The sequence below is a fragment of the Bacillus sp. H1a genome, assembly GCF_000633475.1.
GTDB lineage: Bacteria > Bacillota > Bacilli > Bacillales > Bacillaceae_G > Bacillus_A > Bacillus_A paramycoides.
Genome location: NZ_AYMH01000015.1, coordinates 61,676 through 79,513, shown reverse-complemented (window position 1 = coordinate 79,513; position 17,838 = coordinate 61,676). Strand labels below are relative to the sequence as shown.

The following is a 17,838-nucleotide window of genomic DNA, read 5'->3' as shown; positions in this document are numbered from 1 at the left end:
ATATAATGTATATCGATTTAGAATGCAAGTATTTTGTTTTCACTTTATTTTTCCAAATTAAGGCGCTTTGTAACGTTACAAAAAATGTAAATTACATTATAATAGTAATAATTTAAATGACTGGAGAGTGATTGTAATGCGGCAATTCACAAATAGAAAAGAGGAAATGAAAATGGAAAATGAAATGAGGATTTTAATATATGACAACAATAAATATAGGGATTGTCGCGCACGTGGACGCTGGCAAGACGAGTTTGACTGAGCGTATTCTTTATGAAACAAATGTGATTAAAGAAATCGGCCGAGTGGATAGCGGAAATACGCATACTGATTCAATGGAATTAGAAAGACAACGAGGAATTACGATTAAAGCATCCGTCGTTTCTTTCTTTATAAATGACTTAAAAGTAAATGTCATTGATACACCTGGACACGCTGATTTTATCGCTGAAGTGGAGCGATCATTCCGCGTTTTAGACGGTGCGATTTTAGTTATTTCTGCCGTTGAAGGTGTGCAAGCACAAACAAAAATCTTAATGCGGACATTACAGAAACTAAACATACCGACTGTTTTATTTATTAATAAAATTGATCGTAGTGGCGCAAACACAGAAAAAGTTGTGAAACAAATAAGAGAAACTCTATCAAATGAAGTATTACCCTTCTATGCAGTTGAAAACGAAGGAACAAAACAAGCTCGCATTATTGAATATGAATCATATGACGATTGTATTGAACTATTAGCGCCATATAACGAATCATTACTTGAATCGTATGTAAATAACGAAATTGTACCGGACGCACTATTAAGAAAAGAACTAGAAAAGCAAATACAGCGAACAAATGTATACCCTATCTTTTTCGGTTCAGCAATGACAGGTATAGGGATAACTGAATTACTTGAAAATATTTCAGCTATGCTTCCCGCGGATACATCATCGCATTGTGAAGATGATACATTATCCGGTATTGTTTTTAAAATTGAACGTGAGCCTTCTGGTGAAAAGATTGCTTATGTAAGAGTGTTTTCTGGATGCTTATATGTTAGAAAGTACGTGAATATACACCGTACTGAATCCTTATCACATAAAGAAAAGATTAAAAAAATGTGTATTTTTCATAATGGCAATGCAGTTCAAACTCCTACTGTTCAAAGTGGAGAGTTTGGTAAAGTGTGGGGATTTAGCGATATTAAAATTGGTGATATTATCGGCGAACGGACGAATCATATTAAAGACATTCAATTGGCCGAACCACAAATGGAAGCAGCTATTGAAGCAATGCCAAAAGAACGAATTCATGATTTATACGCTGCACTTATGGAGCTATGCGAAGAAGATCCACTCATAAAAGTGTGGAAAGATAATATTCATAATGAACTGTACATTTGCCTTTTCGGTGAAGTACAAAAAGAAGTTATCGAGACAACGCTTCATGAAAAATACAATCTACAAGTTACTTTTTCAAATACGCGAGTTGTTTGTATTGAAAAGCCAATCGGAATAGGAAATAGCGTTGAAGTAATGGGTGAAAAGGCGAATCCTTTTTACGCAACAATCGGCTTCAAAATTGAACGAGGTGAGCTTAACTCTGGCATAACGTATAACTTAGGTGTTGAGCTTGGATCACTACCTTTAGCGTTTCATAAAGCAATTGAGGAAACTGTATTTCAAACATTAAAACAAGGTTTATACGGATGGGAAGTTACTGACATTATCGTCACGTTAACTCATACCGGTTATGCAAGCCCTGTGACAACAGCGAGCGACTTTAGAAATATAACACCGCTCGTTTTAATGGATGCTTTAAAACAAGCCGAAACTTGTGTATATGAACCAGTAAATGAATTTGAGTTAACAGTTCCGGAGCACGCAATTAGTACAGCGATGTATAAACTAGCTGCCATTCCAGCAACTTTTGCAGAGCCTACATTATATAATGACACTTACCAGTTAACAGGATCATTACTTGTTGCAAAAACAGAGAGTTTTAAACGAATGCTACATTCATTTACTGAAGGAGAAGGTATCTTTACAACAAAGCCAGCTGGTTTCACAGAATTGTTGGCTCCCTTCCCTACTCGAAAACGTGTTGATTATAATCCGTTGAATCGGAAGGATTATTTGCTTCATGTGATGAAGGCTTATTAAATAAAAAAGAGGTGCAAATTGCACCTCTTTTTGCATGTATTGAAACTTAAATTAGTTTGTCCTTACAACTTCTTTAAGTTGTTCTATTACTTTCGCTATAGCTTCAATTGAATTCTCTGTTTCAAATTCCCCAACATTTACAGAATGATTTGCGTTTTTGACAACATCGATCTTTAAATTCGTTTTATATAACTGATCAATTTGATCTGCATCGTACTGGTGATCTTTATCCCCAATTACTAAAAGCCCTTCATGATCACTATGTAAGATAGAATCAAAAATCGTATCAAACGTCAGTAAAGGTGTCAATAATATCATTTTTGACTGTAAAAACTCTTCTCTCTTCATTAAATCATTTGCGATTGGAATCGTTCCGAGTGATTTCCCTAAAAACATTGTATCGTTGTATTGTCCTCTTTTTAATACTTCATTTATTACGGGATTAATATCATCCATCATTACTTTCGTTATTTCTTCCATTGGTCTATTCATTACCTGTTCGTCGTAAGAATAATGAATATGCACTACATCAATTTTATGTTCAAGCATTAACATCGTTGCATAATAAAATAATGGTTTATCGTAATTGTATCCTGAACCTGAAAACATAAAGCAAACTGTATTAAAACCTTTTTTGATATGTGTGTAACGCATTACTTTATCATCTATATGTATCTCTTTTTTAGTCCCCTTCACCGTTTTCCCCTCCGAATACGTTTACTTTTGTAAAACGATATGTTCTGTATGAACTGATAAATCCTTTACTTTATCTTTTATAAATGCTGGCTGTAAATTATATGCATCTAACTCTTCTACCGGCACCCACTTAAACATATATGTTCTACCCTCTTCTTGCAGAATATACTGATTCGCTCCATTTGCAGGCAATTCATGTAGCTCTACTTCATAATAAAAACTAATTTCATGAAACTTTCGCTCAGAAAGTGTAAAGAAATTTTCTACTGACCATATTAATCTCTTCCCTTTAATAGGAACACCTACTTCTTCTGCCAGCTCCCGTTTTAACGCATCCTCACTATTTTCTAGCATTTTCACTCGTCCACCTGGTACGTACCAATAATCTTCACCTTCGTCTTGAAGGATAAGTATTTTATTATCATATTTACAAATTGCTCCGACGCGGTAATTAAAACATGTTGCCTCTACTTTAAACGTAAGATCCATCCCATTGCCCCCTATATATTAAATATCGAATTATTACAAAACTATTATGTATATGCTGCACAAATAAGATTACTAAATTTTTCTATTCCGTTCAATAATTTTCGAACTTTCCAAAAACAATACGCATCATTTGTCATCACAAGTATAAATACATATGTCACAATCACTGCGCACACTAGAGAAGCATTATGGGGGACGAATGGAAACATTGTCATTCTACAAAACTGAAAAATCAAATAACTTCCAGAGAATCATTATAAAAGATAAAGTAAAACTTCAATAAATGTAGTTTTTATCTTTCCCCTGTTGTTTTTATATATTGTTAAGACATTATTAAAAAAGACGTAAGGTCAACTTATGTGCTAATTAATTCTTTTTCTAGAAAAAGCTTCTTTTATTGCACTTGTTAATACATTTAGGAATAATAAAATAGCCATAACTACCGTTAATACGTTAAATTGCTTTGTTTTATAAGGAGCGAACCATTCCGTAAAGAACTCTGAATTAACGAGACGATCCCCAACTCCTCCTTCCCTGAAGTTCGGTATCCACGAATTCATATCAAGGATGATAAAAATTAGTTGCATAACGAAAAATGCTCCAAGAGTTTTCAGCCAATTTCGTATTCGAATAGGACGCCCTTTTTTTGATGTCATTTAAATGATTCTCCTTTTAGAACTTGCTATTAAAGAGCCTTGTTCTGATAGATACGAATAGATAATATCCATGAAACCCCATAGCACCCCACTGCTATGACAGCAAATATAAGAAATAATTTCAAATCTGAAATCTCTTTTAAAAAGGTCAGTACGCCATTAGCATATTTATTTAATAAATATGGAGTATTTCGCATTAAATATATAACTCCAATAGATAAAAATATAAAAACTGGTACAAGTGTTTTCACTTTAAATGCAACAAAAAATGGGATGTAAAATGCAGTAATCAGCATGACTGCCAAGAAGCCTAGGATGTAACTTTCTAAGGAAAGTTGAAATTCCATGCTGTCTAAAATAAAATATTTTCCAACTAAACAAAATGGGATGATTACTATTGTAAAAAGTAAGGTTCCAACGTATTTTGAACTTATAATTTCCTTCCTAGTATACGGTAATGAGTTTACTAAAATATTAGCATTATCTTTATCATCAGATTGATATGTGTTAATTACAAAAACGGCACTACAAATGATTATGACATATGCTACATCCATGCCGGCCCACAAATAGGTAACTAGAAATAAGAGATAAGCAGGCAAGAAAGTTTTTTGTAAAATCAAATCCTTTTTAATTAAATTAAGCATCTTGACTCCCCCTTTTTCATGAAATACATAATATCCTCTAAACTTGGTTTTTCAATCACCACATCCTTATCAAATAAGTTTTCGATAGAATGTGCATTTTCAATCAATCCCTCGAAACCTGTATTTGCCTTACGTACAGAAATAAATTCACGCTCAGTATCAAACTTTAACAAATCTAGTGGTCCTTTGACTAAAACATAATCCTCTGCAATGGCATAAATATCTTTTGTGAAAATATGCTTCCCATTTTGAATAAATGTAATATAATCGGCAATGCGGTCTAAATCCGTTGTAATATGTGATGAGAAAAAGATAGTTTTCTCTCCATCCTGCATAATATTTTGTAGAACATCCAATAATTCTCTTCTGAATACAGGATCAAGTCCAGATGTAGGTTCATCCATAATAATTAGTTCAGCATGATGTGAAAGGGCAATTGCGAGTGAGGCTTTCATTTTCATTCCTTTGGAGAATGTTTTCATTTTTTTATTTAATGGTAATTCGAACAGATCTTTATAATATGTAAATTGGTTAAAATCCCATTTTTTATAAGCAGGCGCAATAATTTTAGTAATTTCCTTTAATGTGAGTTCATCATAAAACACATTATCGTCATAAACGAAGCCAATTCTTTCTTTAATTCGTTTCGCATCAGTCGAATAGTTCATGCCAAATAAGGAGACGTTTCCACTATCCGGGTTTATTAGATTCATAATCATTTTAATCGTTGTAGATTTACCTGATCCATTTCCTCCAATAAAACCCGTAACAAATCCTTTTTTTACTTCCATCGAAAAATTGTTTATTTGGAACCCTTTAAAAGATTTACTGACATTTTGAAGTTCTATTACGTTTTCCAAGTATTTTCCTCCTCGTATAAAATTGTAAGCATTTCTTTTAGCTCATTTAAAGAAACATCCATTTGCTTAGCATTTTGAATCGCTTCACATAACTTTTCTTCAACTGTTTTTAATTTTTCTTCTTTCATAGTTTCAATGTTTTGTTCTGCTACAAAGGACCCTCTTCCGACAATTGAATTAATAAAACCGTCTTTTTCCAGTTCTTCATATGCTCTTTTCGTTGTAATAATACTTACTCGTAAATCTTTTGCTAACTGACGCATTGAAGGAAGAGCATCTCCTTGCTTTAAATCACCTAGTAAAATAAGTTTTTTTATTTGGACACCAATTTGTTCGTAAATAGGTTCCTTTGAAGTGTTCTTAATAATGATTTGCATGCAAGTACCTCTTTAAGGGAATATTGTATATATACTTTATATACAATATATACTATCGCACATTTTAAATCAACAGAAAATTTCCAAAATATAGTTACAAACACAATTTAGTAGTAAATGGAATTCATACAACTTATTTATACGGGCCTTCCTTGTATTAGCCGGATTTTGAGGTGGAGGTCTTGCTACTAGCTAATACACGATAAAGACTTCGTTGTGTTTTACATAAAAATTGGCACAACTGATAGTGTGAAAGCGAAAGAGTTTGAAATAGAAAAAAAATTTGAGAAAGTTGATATCAAGTTAGACTAGGATGAGGATGACGAAGAAGGACTGAAAAATATGTTTTCTAAGCTGTGGGAAATGTACGGGGAAGAACCCATTGAGTTATAAATTTACATTCGAAAAACACCTCGTTTCTTTAGTAACAAGGCGTTTTTTTCTTAATACTATGTCTAAATTGTTATCTTTCCGCTCTCCCACCACTCCATAAAAGTTTCTAACGAAGGAGCAACCCACGTTCTACTATCATTTTCATGGTTCCATACGTGTATATCATCTCTTTGCACTATCCCATTCAAAATGGAATAGCCAAACAAATCACCATTTCCTATTTCAATCCAATTCTTCTCATCCACCTCATAATCCTTAATTACTTTACTATCCAATGGCATCGGCAATTGAAAAAATTCAGAAGAAAAGGAACGAGAGATATACCACGTACTATTTCTTACTACAATAACAGTTAGCAGCAACATTATAACCGTTAATATTATCGTCCTTTTTCTAATCTTTTTTAATTGACCTATCATAGTTCTCTCCATTCCTTTTATCTATACAAACTATACATTCCAATTTTCTAACAAATCTTTCTCCCTCTCAACTGAAATACCTGCTTTTAATTCACTATCTTTCATTTCTTTCATCCACTCATGCACATCTGTAACTGTATCTTCTAACCTTCTAAAAGTAAGCCCTGCTTTTACAGCACTTTCGATACTTATAGAAAATCCACCTTTCCACGGTTCGGTTTCCCCTTCTAATGGAAATGTTTCAGGAAGCCATAATGGCATCTCTGTCCATGGCTGCACTTTATGTTCATTCATAAATGATTCATTTACCCAAACGAATTCAGCATCGCTATTCGTAACTTCTTTACACGTATTTAATAATTCCCCCATCGTCAATTCATCTTTCGGACCTGTTACATTAAATGTACCTGCTTTATTATTTTCTGCCATGTTTAATCCAAAGCTTGTGACATCTTTTATATCAACTAACTGTACTGGGCGGTCTTTTCTTCCTGGTACTAACACTTTTCCTCCCTTTGCTACACGCTGAATCCAATAAGGGAGTCGATCTGTATAATCAAACATTCCCGAAAGAAGTCCTGCTCTTACGTGTAAAACACGACCTGGCCAATATTTCTCTGCCTCTTTTTCACATAATACTTTTAACGCACCGTAATACTCATAAGGAGATATTTCACCATTCTCTACAGCCTTTAACTTATCAATCGAAGGTTGAGGTTGTAATATATAGTCTTCTTTTATATGATGTGGAATCCAATCTTTATATACGGAAAGGCTTGAGATGAATGTATAGTGTTCAATATTATCTTTAAGTACTTCTCCTACTTTCCTAATGTGATGCGGAGAAAATCCACATGTGTCCACCACAGCATCCCATTTTCGAGTTTCTAAACTTGATACATCGCCATTTCTATCACCGATTAACTGCTCTACTTCAGGAAAAATTTCTTTATTCGTTCCGCGATTAAACAATGTAACTTCATGACCTCTCTTCAAAGCCTCTTCTACGAAAGCTCTTCCTAGAAAACGTGTACCACCTAAAATTAAAATTTTCATATTTCTCCCCCATTCATGATTAAAAATCGTTTCTTTTGTTTAACGATTTTTTATTGTGGAAAGTTACGGGGTGATTTACTTTTTTCGGAATCGAATGACATTTATGAATGTAGAAAATTACTATAAATTCTTTTTTTATTATTGAGCTTGCTCTTTAAGTAATAGAATGGTAATCTTCCATATTGAAGTGCATTTTAAAAAAATTATTAAAGAGAGGTGTTTTATGAACAAACGTGTATATTTACTGACGATTGTTTCTTTTGTCGTCGGCCTAGTAGAGATGATTTTTGGAGGTATTCTTCCTTTAGTCGCAAATGATTTCGGTATTTCCCTAGGCCAAGCAGGGATGTTAATCTCCGTTTTTTCTCTAACTTTTTCCATATCGGGGCCCTTGCTACTTTCTGCTACATCAAAGATGGAACGGAAACGATTAATGCTTTTGACTTTATCTGTGGCGTTGTTTGCCAATATCATTACTGTCTTAAGCTCAAGTTACACTATGCTTTTAGTTACTAGAATCCTATCTGCAATGTGCGCGGCACTTTTAATTTCCCTTTGTTTAACAATCGCATCTAATATTAGTTCATTAGCTTACCGTGCTCGTGCGATTAGTTTAGTATTAATGGGTGTTAGTGCTTCTCTCGTCTTAGGTGTTCCTTTTGGATTGATGCTCGGTAATGCCTTTGGATGGCGCGCTCCGTTTGTCTTTATTGTGGTTTTAACTGCAATTTCAATTGTATGTATCCAATTATTATTAGGAAAGATGGAACCGAAACCAAGTATATCGATTCAGGCACAACTACAAACATTAAAAAACAAAAAAATCATTTACATTCAACTTACGTCTGTTTTATTCTTTGGAGGCCATTTAACGCTTTATGCCTATCTTACGCCTTTTTTACAAAGAACACTCAGTCTTGATGGAAACTGGATAAGCGTAATGTATTTGATTGTTGGCATCGCGGCCATCATCGGCGGAGCTATTGGTGGATTGTTGTCTGATCGTATAGGTCCTAAGAAAACGATAATTACTGTAATTCCCGTATTTGCAGTGTCCATTTTCATTCTTCCTTTTACAGCATTTAACGCAGCACTTTTCCTTATGGTTATGATAGTATGGAGTATGCTGAGCTGGGCACTTCAACCAGCTATTCAAAGCTATTTAATCATATCTGCATCTGATACATCGGACATTCAGCAAAGTTTAAATAACTCAGCGGTCCATGTAGGAATGGCGTTTGGCTCGACAATTGGTGGTATTACAATTGAACGTCTCGGTATTGAAGCGAATGCTGTTATAGGTGGAATTCTCGTGGTAATGGCTTTATTTGCTGGCCTTGCTTCCATGCAAAAGAAAGAACAAAAAGTGAATACAAAATCTAAAGTAATATAATCTTATTATGAGGCTTACAGCAGGCATTGGAGTTTATCTTATGTTATCTCCAGTGGATGTCAATGAGCACAAGAGCAAACTTGTTCTTGTACTGATTAACATTGGCTGTATGGAATGCCTCAATAAATTACAATATCCTCTTGTTCAATTATTTTTGATTCAATGTTTCGTGTAAGTGGCGATAAACATGAAATTTCTCCGTTCCTCAAATCTAATAGTATTAACCTCTCGAATTAATTACCACACTATTCAAAAAACTACATATAATTTCTTTCTAAAATTATAGATTCCTTTTCACTAATAACCCCTTCTCCTTAGCTCTTATTATCTCTACCTTTAACTCCGCATTACTTGTCCATCAACTAACTCAATAATTCTATTACATCGCTTAGCTATTTCAATATCATGAGTTACTATAATAATAGTTCGTCCTTTTTCATTAACTTGTAACGTAAAAATTCTTATTTATAAAAACAATACTCCTGCCAAGTTGACAGGAGCATTGTTTTTTCAACCTCTATTTACTTTTATATACTTGAATTGAAATTATCGAAATTAAAGTGAGCAATCCCATAAATAAACAAATCGCACCTAAAATCGTATAAGCATTTCCGTATCCTTGTAATATAGCTAAATATGTACTCGTATCCATATGACCACCCTGCCCTGCAACAGATGCACCGGCTGCCTTACTCGCGATTTCTGGTGCATTTATTAGTATATACACACCGATAATAGATACTAAAGCTGAAATAATTTCTACAACATTAGACTTTGTCATCATACCCTCACCTTTCAAACAACGTCTTTTATCCATCTAGAGCAATCTCTTTCTATCTCTTACTTATACATAATAGCGGTATAAAATTTAATCCTCTTCTCTATTATTAGAATCAACAGTATGAAAATATTCATTCTGTCTATTTCCATTTCATATATAATTAAAATATCCAATATTCGATTAACAAATTATATGTACTTAGGTAGGTGAAAAATATTAATAAAAACATAGTTTATCATTCAACATTATACATTTATTTTCTCACATCGCTTGTTTATATCGTTTTACTAAACATAGAAAATGGTCGTAATTATTTGGGTTTTACGATGGTTGTTCCGCTGTTAGCGGTTATTTCATATCAAAAAGTATATAAGAAACAAAAAATAGTTCATACATTTAGCATTTCACGTCCAACATTAAAATCACTAATTTTCTCCATTTTATTCCCACTACTTCTAGGTCTATGTCTCCATTTCTATTTTTATATTTATAATATAAAGTTCTTATTTAATCATTGTAATGAACTGGGATTTCTCCTACTCATTGGTCTTACAATTGGATCTTTATCTGCATTTTTAGAGGAAATTATTTGGCGTGGGAATTTTCATTACTATTTACGAAAAAAATATTCATTAATACAAGCAGCAATAATTACCGCTTCACTTTGGTCTTTATGGCATTTACCAGTAGCACTCTTTTATAAAAACTATCAGTTATGGTTTGTAGGAATATTAAGTTATCTCTCATTATTATTTATATTATCTATAATCTTGACGTATACGAGAGAGTATGGTCGTTCTGTAGTACCACCCGCAATTTTACATGGTATGTTTAATGTATTTTATTTAACAGATGGATTGCAAAACAAGTGGGATGCCAGCCTAATGGAATTAATTAAATTTATCTTATTAGCAATTGTGCTCGGCATGATGTACCTTATACATCGAAAAGTTAAAAAATAGTTAACAATTAAAGAAAAAGGCATTTCAGTTTAATGTACCTTAATTAGCTCATTAAGTACTTCAACACCTTTCAATTATTCAATAATCGTATAGGTGTTGAAGTTGTCTAATCTTAATTGAACGACTTCGTTCTCACGACACTTATTTCAATTATGGAGAACATAATTAGTATAACTATTCCTTTTATTGTCATTTTATAAAACTTTTAAATAAGGAAATATACACTCTTTGATTAATCTCCATCTATCCCGCGCTTCCGGTATAATTTCAGAAGCAATCACCACCACTAATTCCTCCTCCGGTACACAACAAATCACATTCCCACCATCGCCCATTGCACAGTATGAAAAGGCCCCATCTTCTTCTCGTAACCACCATAAGTAACCGTATTGATTCGAATTCATTGCTGTTGATTCTTTTACCCATGATTTTGAAAGAATTTGTTTTCCATCATAAGTACCTTCATTTAAATATAAACGTCCAAACTTAGCCATATCTCTAACGGTTAACGTAAGTCCCCATCCGCCCGTCGAAATACCGTTTGGATCGTGAACCCACCCTTTCACATCTTTTCCGAATAAGTCATCAAATCCAAATGATTTCATAGTGTAGTTTGGAAGTTCTCTCATACCGATAGGCTGAAATAGGTGTTCATTCGCAAACTCACGAGCACTTTTCCCAGTTACACTCGTAATAATTGCTGATAATAAATGAGCTCCTGCAGAAGAATATTTAAAAGTTCCAATTTCTCCGCCTTGCCCGATTCTATTTAACGTATACTCTATCCAATCCTTTTGTGTACATAATTCTTCTAGCGGTTCCTGCCAGTCTGCATAAGGATATGGTGCTGTCATTGTTAGAAGGTGTCGCACTGTTACTTCAGATGCCTTAAGATTATATTTTGGAAAAAACTCTATTACTTTTTGATCCACACTTTTTATATAACCTTTATCTATACATATCCCAATTAACGCAGAGATTATCGTTTTTGTTACTGATGCCACATGAAATTCGTCATCTGATCCGTATCCGTTATAATATTTTTCCAAAACAACATTACCTTTTTGTAAAACTAACATACCATTTATATTTTTATAGTCTTCTTTTATAATACAATCTAACTTTTCAGCAGTTTCCATTGCGCTTCCCCCTTAATTTATGATTAAAAAGGTTCGATAGGTACGTAAATGTCAACTATATGTTTATTTTCTGGGTGCTTTCTCGGATCATTTTTATATAGTTCAAAAGGATACGAATCTCTCGGTTTATACCCACTATTCGGTAGCCACTCACCGTATAAAAAATCCCATGCACCTTTATATTCGTCTTGCAATATTTCAAAGTGGCCTACTGCATATTTCCCTGAAGGTATTGTCATCACTCCAATTTCGCTATTTCCTTCTACTACTTCATCCGGAATTGTTATACATAGACTTGTTCTTAAATGATAGTCTTCTGTAAATTCGTGATGATCATGGTAAATTGTTAATACCTTCGTATCCTCGAATACATGATAGTTTTGCTCCGTTGCATAATGAAATAGTTTTTCTATCATCTTTGGAAAATCTATAGTTAAATCTTTATATGTACCTACATGTCTTATGTATGCAACGTTTACAGTGTCCTTCGTTACTATTTCAACATCGCCTCGAACCTTCTTACATTCATTGTATTGATAACCTTCGCTTGCGTCTTTGCAATTCTTGCTATTGTGGTTTCGATATTGAGATGGACTTACTCCGTAATGACTTTTAAATGTTCGGGAGAAAACTGCTGAATCTGTGAAACCAAAATGATAAGCAATATCTGTAATCGTCATATCTGAACGGTAAGTAAGTAGATGTGTTGCTCTTTCTAATTTCAAACGATTCACATACCGAGATAACGGTTCATCCATCATCCCTTTAAAAATTCTATGAAAATGAAATTTCGAAAAACCTGCTACATCAGCTAGCTCTTCAATTAAAAGCGAATCGTTGATGTGAGATTCTATATAATCTTGAACTTTGTATATGCGTCGTAAATACTCGTTCCTACTTTGAGAACTCTCCAATTTCATACCTCCTCACAACAAAAAGGCTAACTTCACATTAGCCTTTCTTTACACATATTTTAAAAATAATACTCTACTCCCGCCGTCCCCATCATAATTTATATGTACGGATACTCCGTCAATTTCGTCATCTCCGGCTTCAATTCGAAAGCCGATTTCTTGATGAAATTGTATCGACTTTTTATTAACTGGTGACGTTATCGCTTTTACAACTTGACGATTGTTTGCACGAGCGACATCGAAGAAATAAGAATATAATGTCGATGCAATCCCTTTCCTTCTAAACTTCGGATTTACACCGATAAAATGAACGTATGCTTCATCTTTATGCGTTTGTGAAAAGAAACCGCATAAGAAACCTAACGCTTCTCCATCTTCTTCAATAATAAAACTAGTTTCTTGAAAGTGGACGAAAAACAACTTCGGCAACAGATGAGCCATATTTCTTCCGCCCCACCAATCATTTAATACGGAATGAATCTTTACATAATCTTCCCCTTGAATGTTTCTTACTCGCATGTGTTTCTCCCTCTCACTCACTTCATTTTTTCATAAATTTTAATAACCGTTTCGACTAAAAGAATGAATACCCAAATACCTGAAAATACAAGAACAGACTGGAATATTGATCCAATTATCATAACACCAACTGCACCTGTTATTGAAAATGATATTCCACCAAACCCTGGATCCTGTATAAGTGCTCCAGCAGAAAAAGCGGTTATAATAGATACTATTAAATAAATAACACTCATTATTTTTAATATTTTTATAGAAAGATACGAAGTTTGCTTTTCTTCCACTTGTGATAATTCGATTTCCCCACTCGCAATTCCTTTTTGCAAACAATCTTCACATAAAAATTCTTCCTTAATTTTTTTACCACCATGCAATGTACCTGTTATTTCTTTACATCTCGAACACTTTCGATTTATCATTTTGTTATCACTCCAATCTAATCAGATTATACTTACACAATTCTATTTTTACCTTATTATTCCTTTTATGTATTTTATAGAGAGGTGATGTGTTTTATGATGTCTAAACTTACTTTTGGTTATAAAAAGCCTACTGAGCAATATGTATTACGACCTAGTTGTTATGCAGTTATTTTTAACAATACTTGTTCAAAAGTGGCTATTATCAAAAAAGGAAACCGTTTCTTTTTACCAGGTGGTGGTATGGAAGGTACGGAAACGAAAGAAGCATGTTTACATCGTGAATTACTAGAGGAATTAGGCTGGACAATTGAGATTGATCACTATATCGGTCATGCAGCACGATATTTTTATGCAGAAAAAGAAGATACATATTATTTAAATGATGGTTATTTTTACATCGGTCAAAAAATATATGAAGTTGAAACACATGAAGAAGACCATATTTTACAATGGATGTCTCCACTACTTGCTATAGAGCATTTAATTCATGATCATCAAAAATGGGCTGTTGAACAAGCGCTTTTATTGCAAAAATAAAAATGATCTCCTTCTATTTGAAAGAGATCATTTTTACTGTTAACTTACTTTTTTCAAATTGAAAGCTGGCTTTTTTATTCCGCCTTTTTTCACAACATATAAACCGATAAAGATAACTAGTCCGCCAACTAATTGCATCATGTTTATCGTTTCTCCAATTGTTACAGCCGCAAAAATAACTGCGAACAGTGGAACTAAATACATATATACCATTACTTTCGTTGAGCCGATTTTACTAATACCGACATACCACATTGCAAGTCCGAAGATTGTCGCAAAGACGATTGAATATGCTAGAGACCCCCAGCTTAGCATGTCTACTGGCCATGTTAATGTATTTACATTGAATAAACAATATACAACAAGAGGTACAATTCCAATTAATGTTGACCATGATGTGACTCTCATTGCGGAGTATTTTGTAATGAGAGGTTGTGCCAAAATTGGATACCACCCCCACGCAATTGCTGCGACCAATCCAATTAAATTTCCGAGCCACGCATACTCGTAAGTTGCTCCTCCTGTATGCCCTGTTAATAAAACGAGTGCTGCACCAATAAAGGATAATATAGAACCAATTTGTACTTTCATCGAAAAACGTTCTTGTTTGTGCAATACTGCTAATATCCCTGTAAAAATAGGTGACATCGCAATTAATAATGAGGCATTCGTTGCCGAAGTATATTTTACAGATAACATAAACATCGTTTGATACATTGTCGTTCCAACGATACCGACTGCTAATAATCGTAACCAATCTTTTCGTTCAATACGAAGTGAGCGTTCCATCATAAATGTAATAAGTAATAATACCGGTGATGCTACTAAAAATCGTAAACTATTAAATTGAATGGATGACATAAATGCCACGCCATACTTTCCAATTGTATAATTTGCTCCCCATACTAAAGCAACTGCTACTAGGAGCCACTCCATTTGCCATCGTTTCATTCGAATCTCCCCTTCCAAATTTAGCATAGTAAAATTGGCTGGATATAACACCGTCCAATTGGCTGTTTTTTTACCCAGCCAATTTGTTATACTTTATGTATATAAGAGATGCGGAGGCGTTTGTATGGAATGGAAGCTAGATAACGACAGTAAAATCCCCATTTATCAGCAAGTTGTTGATTTCATTGAAAGACGTATTACATACGGAGAGCTTCCCCCAGGTAGCTTCCTCCCTTCAGAACGGAAATTAGCTACACAGTTAAATGTGAACCGAAGTACTGTCACGACTGCTTATAATGAACTTCGTGCAATGGGAATTGTAGAAAGCACGACCGGTAAAGGAACACGTGTGAGTACACATATGTGGGGCGTTTCTCCAACATTAACGCCGAACTGGAGAGGTTTCGTAGAGGGCGGTACTTTTTTACCAAACTTACCATTACTTCGTCACATTCGGGCGCAAATACAGCAAAATGAAAACATCATTGACTTCGCAAACGGAGAGCTTGGTTGTAATCTCTATCCTCATGATCAGCTACAAACGATTTTACGAGAACAACCGTTAACACAGTCATTAAGTTACGATCACCCGCAAGGCTATCTCCCGCTAAGACAAGCGGTAGTAAAATATATGAAGGAATATTTAAAAGTTGAAGCGACCGAACAGTCGATTATGATTACATCTGGTGCACAGCAAGCACTTCACCTAATCGTACAATGTTTATTAAATCCAGGTGATGCCGTCGCTTTCGAAAGTCCATCGCACTGTTATTCATTACCGTTATTCCAATCAGCAGGTATTCGTATTTTCCCATTACCTGTCGATGAACACGGTATTAATCCAGACGATGTGCAAGAGTTATATAGAAAGCATCGTATTAAAATGATCTTTTTAAATCCAAATTTTCAAAACCCTACTGGAACGATGCTGCATCCAAATCGTAGAAAAAAACTGTTGTCACTTTGCGCGGACTTACGAATTGCGATCGTTGAAGATGATCCGTCAAGTTTGCTTACTTTAGAAAACAAACAACCTTGCCCTACTTTAAAATCAATTGATGAAAACGGAACAGTTATTTATGTACATTCCTTATCAAAAATGATTGCACCAGGTTTACGAGTCGGCTGGCTTGTCGCTCCGCAGTCTGTAGTAGAGCGATTATCAGATGCACGGCACCAAATGGAATTAGGAATGAGTATTTTCCCCCAGTGGCTTATGCAACAATTTTTCGAAACCGTTCCATTCCAGTCACATATAGCGCCCTTACGAAAACAACTAGCAGAAAAAAGAGACATTATCGTCCGCGCTCTAAACGAGCAACTACAAGATAAAATCTCTTTCTCTAATCCGACCGGCGGTATATACATATGGGGAAAATTAAACGAACCAATAAATGAAAAACAACTTATTATGCAAAGTTTAAAACAAGAAATTGCCTTTATGCCGGGTAGCATTTTCGGCGCTAAAGATGGTTACATTCGTTTATCTTATGGAAAAGTCAATATGGATCAAATTGAGGAAGGTATTTCTCGTTTGCGTGAGGCTATTTTGGTTTGTGGGGAATGAGTGGGACTTTTTAATATACGCGGAAATTCACATCATTTTGGTTTTAAAATGTAGTTTGATCACTCTTTGTGCTATGTACATAAACTAAAGCCTCCTTTAGTTTATGTACAACAGTTAGTTCACTTTTTAATATCAATAAAATACGTATCATAAGATTCCTTAAACGTGTATCCCAGCTTTTTTGCTAGTTCAACAGATTCAGAATTAGCTCCATCCCAACTAGGGTATTTTCCTCGATCTAGACAATCTAATATGAGTGCAGATGCTACAATTGTTGCTAAACCTTTTCTTCTATGGTTAGGGTGACTAGCAATTTCAATCTCAATTCCATCATCATATATGCTAAATGATGTTGCCGCAGAAACGACTTGCCCTTTATGTAAAATAGCATACCCTACTCCTCTATCAATAAAATCAGCACTAGAATCAAACTGACTTATAAAGTCTTCTGAGAGTTCATGGAATGACGGGGCTTTTGCTATGTTTTTATCAATCTTTTTAATTTCATACTCTTCAGGTAATGTAGACAGTAGTTTCTGTATGTGTACTCTATCTAAATCCTCAGGGTTCTTGTTAAATCTGAATCGTTGAAATTTCTGAATTGATCCTTTGTGAACAGTCTCTATCCGATGTTTCCATTCATCCGAATCAACAATTGCAAGAGTAAAATCAGGAAGATTATACAGTAATTCTTCCGCTTCCTCTGCGTTCGGATTCCCAGCATAAAATACAAAAATCCCCACAGTTATTTGAGCCACAGTTGGACTTTCAAGGTTGTCTACCCAAGCATTTCCCATATGTCCTTGGAAATATGAAAGAACTATAGTGCTATCAATATTTTCAAACATTGATACTAATTTTCCCCTTACGTTGTTATCTGCTTCATAAATCATTCAATTCCTCATTTCTG

The 17,838-nt window shown here is 34.3% G+C and carries 20 protein-coding genes and 1 pseudogene; 5 read left to right on the top strand and 16 right to left on the bottom strand.

The annotated features are described in order from the left end of the window. The first annotated feature begins 200 nt into the window (after nucleotides 1-200). A complete protein-coding gene (locus U860_RS0106620) occupies nucleotides 201-2,150 on the top strand; it encodes a TetM/TetW/TetO/TetS family tetracycline resistance ribosomal protection protein (protein ID WP_025147870.1) in 1,950 nt (649 codons plus the stop codon). Between the two features lie 51 nt (nucleotides 2,151-2,201). On the opposite strand, the gene U860_RS0106615 is transcribed toward U860_RS0106620, so the two are convergent. The 8 genes from U860_RS0106615 to U860_RS0106575 all read right to left on the bottom strand — a co-directional run bounded on the left by U860_RS0106615 (nucleotide 2,202) and on the right by U860_RS0106575 (nucleotide 7,743). After that, nucleotides 2,202-2,804 (bottom strand): alpha/beta hydrolase, encoded by a 603-nt coding sequence (locus U860_RS0106615; protein ID WP_240184457.1) that lies wholly within the window; start codon nucleotides 2,802-2,804, stop codon nucleotides 2,202-2,204. A gap of 63 nt (nucleotides 2,805-2,867) precedes the next feature. Beyond that, on the bottom strand, nucleotides 2,868-3,335 hold the full coding sequence (locus U860_RS0106610) for an NUDIX hydrolase (RefSeq protein WP_025147868.1): 468 nt from the start codon (nucleotides 3,333-3,335) through the stop codon (nucleotides 2,868-2,870). 362 nt (nucleotides 3,336-3,697) lie between these two features. After that, entirely contained in the window at nucleotides 3,698-3,991 is a 294-nt protein-coding gene (locus U860_RS0106605) for a YfzA family protein (protein WP_025147867.1), read from the bottom strand. A gap of 29 nt (nucleotides 3,992-4,020) precedes the next feature. Continuing rightward, on the bottom strand, nucleotides 4,021-4,638 hold the full coding sequence (locus tag U860_RS0106600) for an ABC-2 transporter permease (protein ID WP_025147866.1): 618 nt from the start codon (nucleotides 4,636-4,638) through the stop codon (nucleotides 4,021-4,023). Beyond that, entirely contained in the window at nucleotides 4,626-5,498 is an 873-nt protein-coding gene (locus tag U860_RS0106595; RefSeq protein WP_025147865.1) for an ABC transporter ATP-binding protein, read from the bottom strand. Before U860_RS0106595 ends, U860_RS0106600 begins: the two co-directional genes overlap by 13 nt. Continuing rightward, nucleotides 5,486-5,875 (bottom strand): GntR family transcriptional regulator, encoded by a 390-nt coding sequence (locus U860_RS0106590; protein ID WP_025147864.1) that lies wholly within the window; start codon nucleotides 5,873-5,875, stop codon nucleotides 5,486-5,488. The genes U860_RS0106595 and U860_RS0106590 overlap by 13 nt, the downstream gene beginning before the upstream one ends. 455 nt (nucleotides 5,876-6,330) lie before the next feature. Further along, nucleotides 6,331-6,687: an SMI1/KNR4 family protein gene (locus U860_RS36960; RefSeq protein WP_025147863.1), complete on the bottom strand. Its 357-nt coding sequence runs from the start codon at nucleotides 6,685-6,687 to the stop codon at nucleotides 6,331-6,333. Between the two features lie 30 nt (nucleotides 6,688-6,717). Continuing rightward, nucleotides 6,718-7,743: an SDR family oxidoreductase gene (locus tag U860_RS0106575; protein WP_025147862.1), complete on the bottom strand. Its 1,026-nt coding sequence runs from the start codon at nucleotides 7,741-7,743 to the stop codon at nucleotides 6,718-6,720. 223 nt (nucleotides 7,744-7,966) lie between these two features. Here U860_RS0106575 and U860_RS0106570 point away from each other — a divergent pair, with 223 nt between their 5' ends. Next, a complete protein-coding gene (locus U860_RS0106570; protein ID WP_025147861.1) occupies nucleotides 7,967-9,136 on the top strand; it encodes an MFS transporter in 1,170 nt (389 codons plus the stop codon). 336 nt (nucleotides 9,137-9,472) lie between these two features. Here the strand turns inward: U860_RS0106570 and U860_RS35790 are convergent. After that, nucleotides 9,473-9,586 (bottom strand): annotated as a pseudogene (locus U860_RS35790) (ABC transporter ATP-binding protein); the annotation flags it as partial. A 67-nt stretch (nucleotides 9,587-9,653) separates the two neighbouring features. After that, on the bottom strand, nucleotides 9,654-9,953 hold the full coding sequence (locus tag U860_RS0106565; RefSeq protein ID WP_025147860.1) for a hypothetical protein: 300 nt from the start codon (nucleotides 9,951-9,953) through the stop codon (nucleotides 9,654-9,656). Between the two features lie 170 nt (nucleotides 9,954-10,123). Between U860_RS0106565 and U860_RS0106560 the strand changes: the two genes are divergently transcribed. Continuing rightward, nucleotides 10,124-10,879, top strand: coding sequence for a CPBP family intramembrane glutamic endopeptidase (locus U860_RS0106560; RefSeq protein ID WP_025147859.1), 756 nt, complete (start codon nucleotides 10,124-10,126; stop codon nucleotides 10,877-10,879). A gap of 194 nt (nucleotides 10,880-11,073) precedes the next feature. On the opposite strand, the gene U860_RS0106555 is transcribed toward U860_RS0106560, so the two are convergent. The 4 genes from U860_RS0106555 to U860_RS0106540 are packed head-to-tail and all read right to left on the bottom strand — an operon-like array spanning nucleotide 11,074 to nucleotide 13,870. After that, the gene (locus U860_RS0106555) at nucleotides 11,074-12,018 is read right to left on the bottom strand and encodes a serine hydrolase (RefSeq protein WP_025147858.1); all 945 of its coding nucleotides are present in this window, start codon (nucleotides 12,016-12,018) and stop codon (nucleotides 11,074-11,076) included. A gap of 23 nt (nucleotides 12,019-12,041) precedes the next feature. Beyond that, entirely contained in the window at nucleotides 12,042-12,932 is an 891-nt protein-coding gene (locus U860_RS0106550) for a GyrI-like domain-containing protein (RefSeq protein WP_025147857.1), read from the bottom strand. 48 nt (nucleotides 12,933-12,980) lie between these two features. Next, nucleotides 12,981-13,451, bottom strand: a complete 471-nt coding sequence (locus U860_RS0106545) for a GNAT family N-acetyltransferase (RefSeq protein WP_025147856.1) — start codon at nucleotides 13,449-13,451, stop codon at nucleotides 12,981-12,983. 17 nt (nucleotides 13,452-13,468) lie between these two features. Continuing rightward, nucleotides 13,469-13,870: a DUF3980 domain-containing protein gene (locus tag U860_RS0106540; protein ID WP_025147855.1), complete on the bottom strand. Its 402-nt coding sequence runs from the start codon at nucleotides 13,868-13,870 to the stop codon at nucleotides 13,469-13,471. Between the two features lie 96 nt (nucleotides 13,871-13,966). On the opposite strand from U860_RS0106540, the gene U860_RS0106535 reads away from it, so the two are divergent. Continuing rightward, nucleotides 13,967-14,410 (top strand): NUDIX hydrolase, encoded by a 444-nt coding sequence (locus tag U860_RS0106535; RefSeq protein ID WP_029952879.1) that lies wholly within the window; start codon nucleotides 13,967-13,969, stop codon nucleotides 14,408-14,410. Nucleotides 14,411-14,449: 39 nt separating this feature from the next. Here the strand turns inward: U860_RS0106535 and U860_RS0106530 are convergent, their stop codons facing one another. Continuing rightward, the gene (locus U860_RS0106530) at nucleotides 14,450-15,361 is read right to left on the bottom strand and encodes a DMT family transporter (protein ID WP_025147854.1); all 912 of its coding nucleotides are present in this window, start codon (nucleotides 15,359-15,361) and stop codon (nucleotides 14,450-14,452) included. Nucleotides 15,362-15,485: 124 nt separating this feature from the next. Here U860_RS0106530 and U860_RS0106525 point away from each other — a divergent pair, with 124 nt between their 5' ends. Continuing rightward, on the top strand, nucleotides 15,486-16,928 hold the full coding sequence (locus tag U860_RS0106525; protein WP_025147853.1) for a PLP-dependent aminotransferase family protein: 1,443 nt from the start codon (nucleotides 15,486-15,488) through the stop codon (nucleotides 16,926-16,928). 119 nt (nucleotides 16,929-17,047) lie between these two features. On the opposite strand, the gene U860_RS0106520 is transcribed toward U860_RS0106525, so the two are convergent. Continuing rightward, nucleotides 17,048-17,821 (bottom strand): GNAT family N-acetyltransferase, encoded by a 774-nt coding sequence (locus U860_RS0106520; protein ID WP_025147852.1) that lies wholly within the window; start codon nucleotides 17,819-17,821, stop codon nucleotides 17,048-17,050. Between the last annotated feature and the right edge of the window lie 17 nt (nucleotides 17,822-17,838).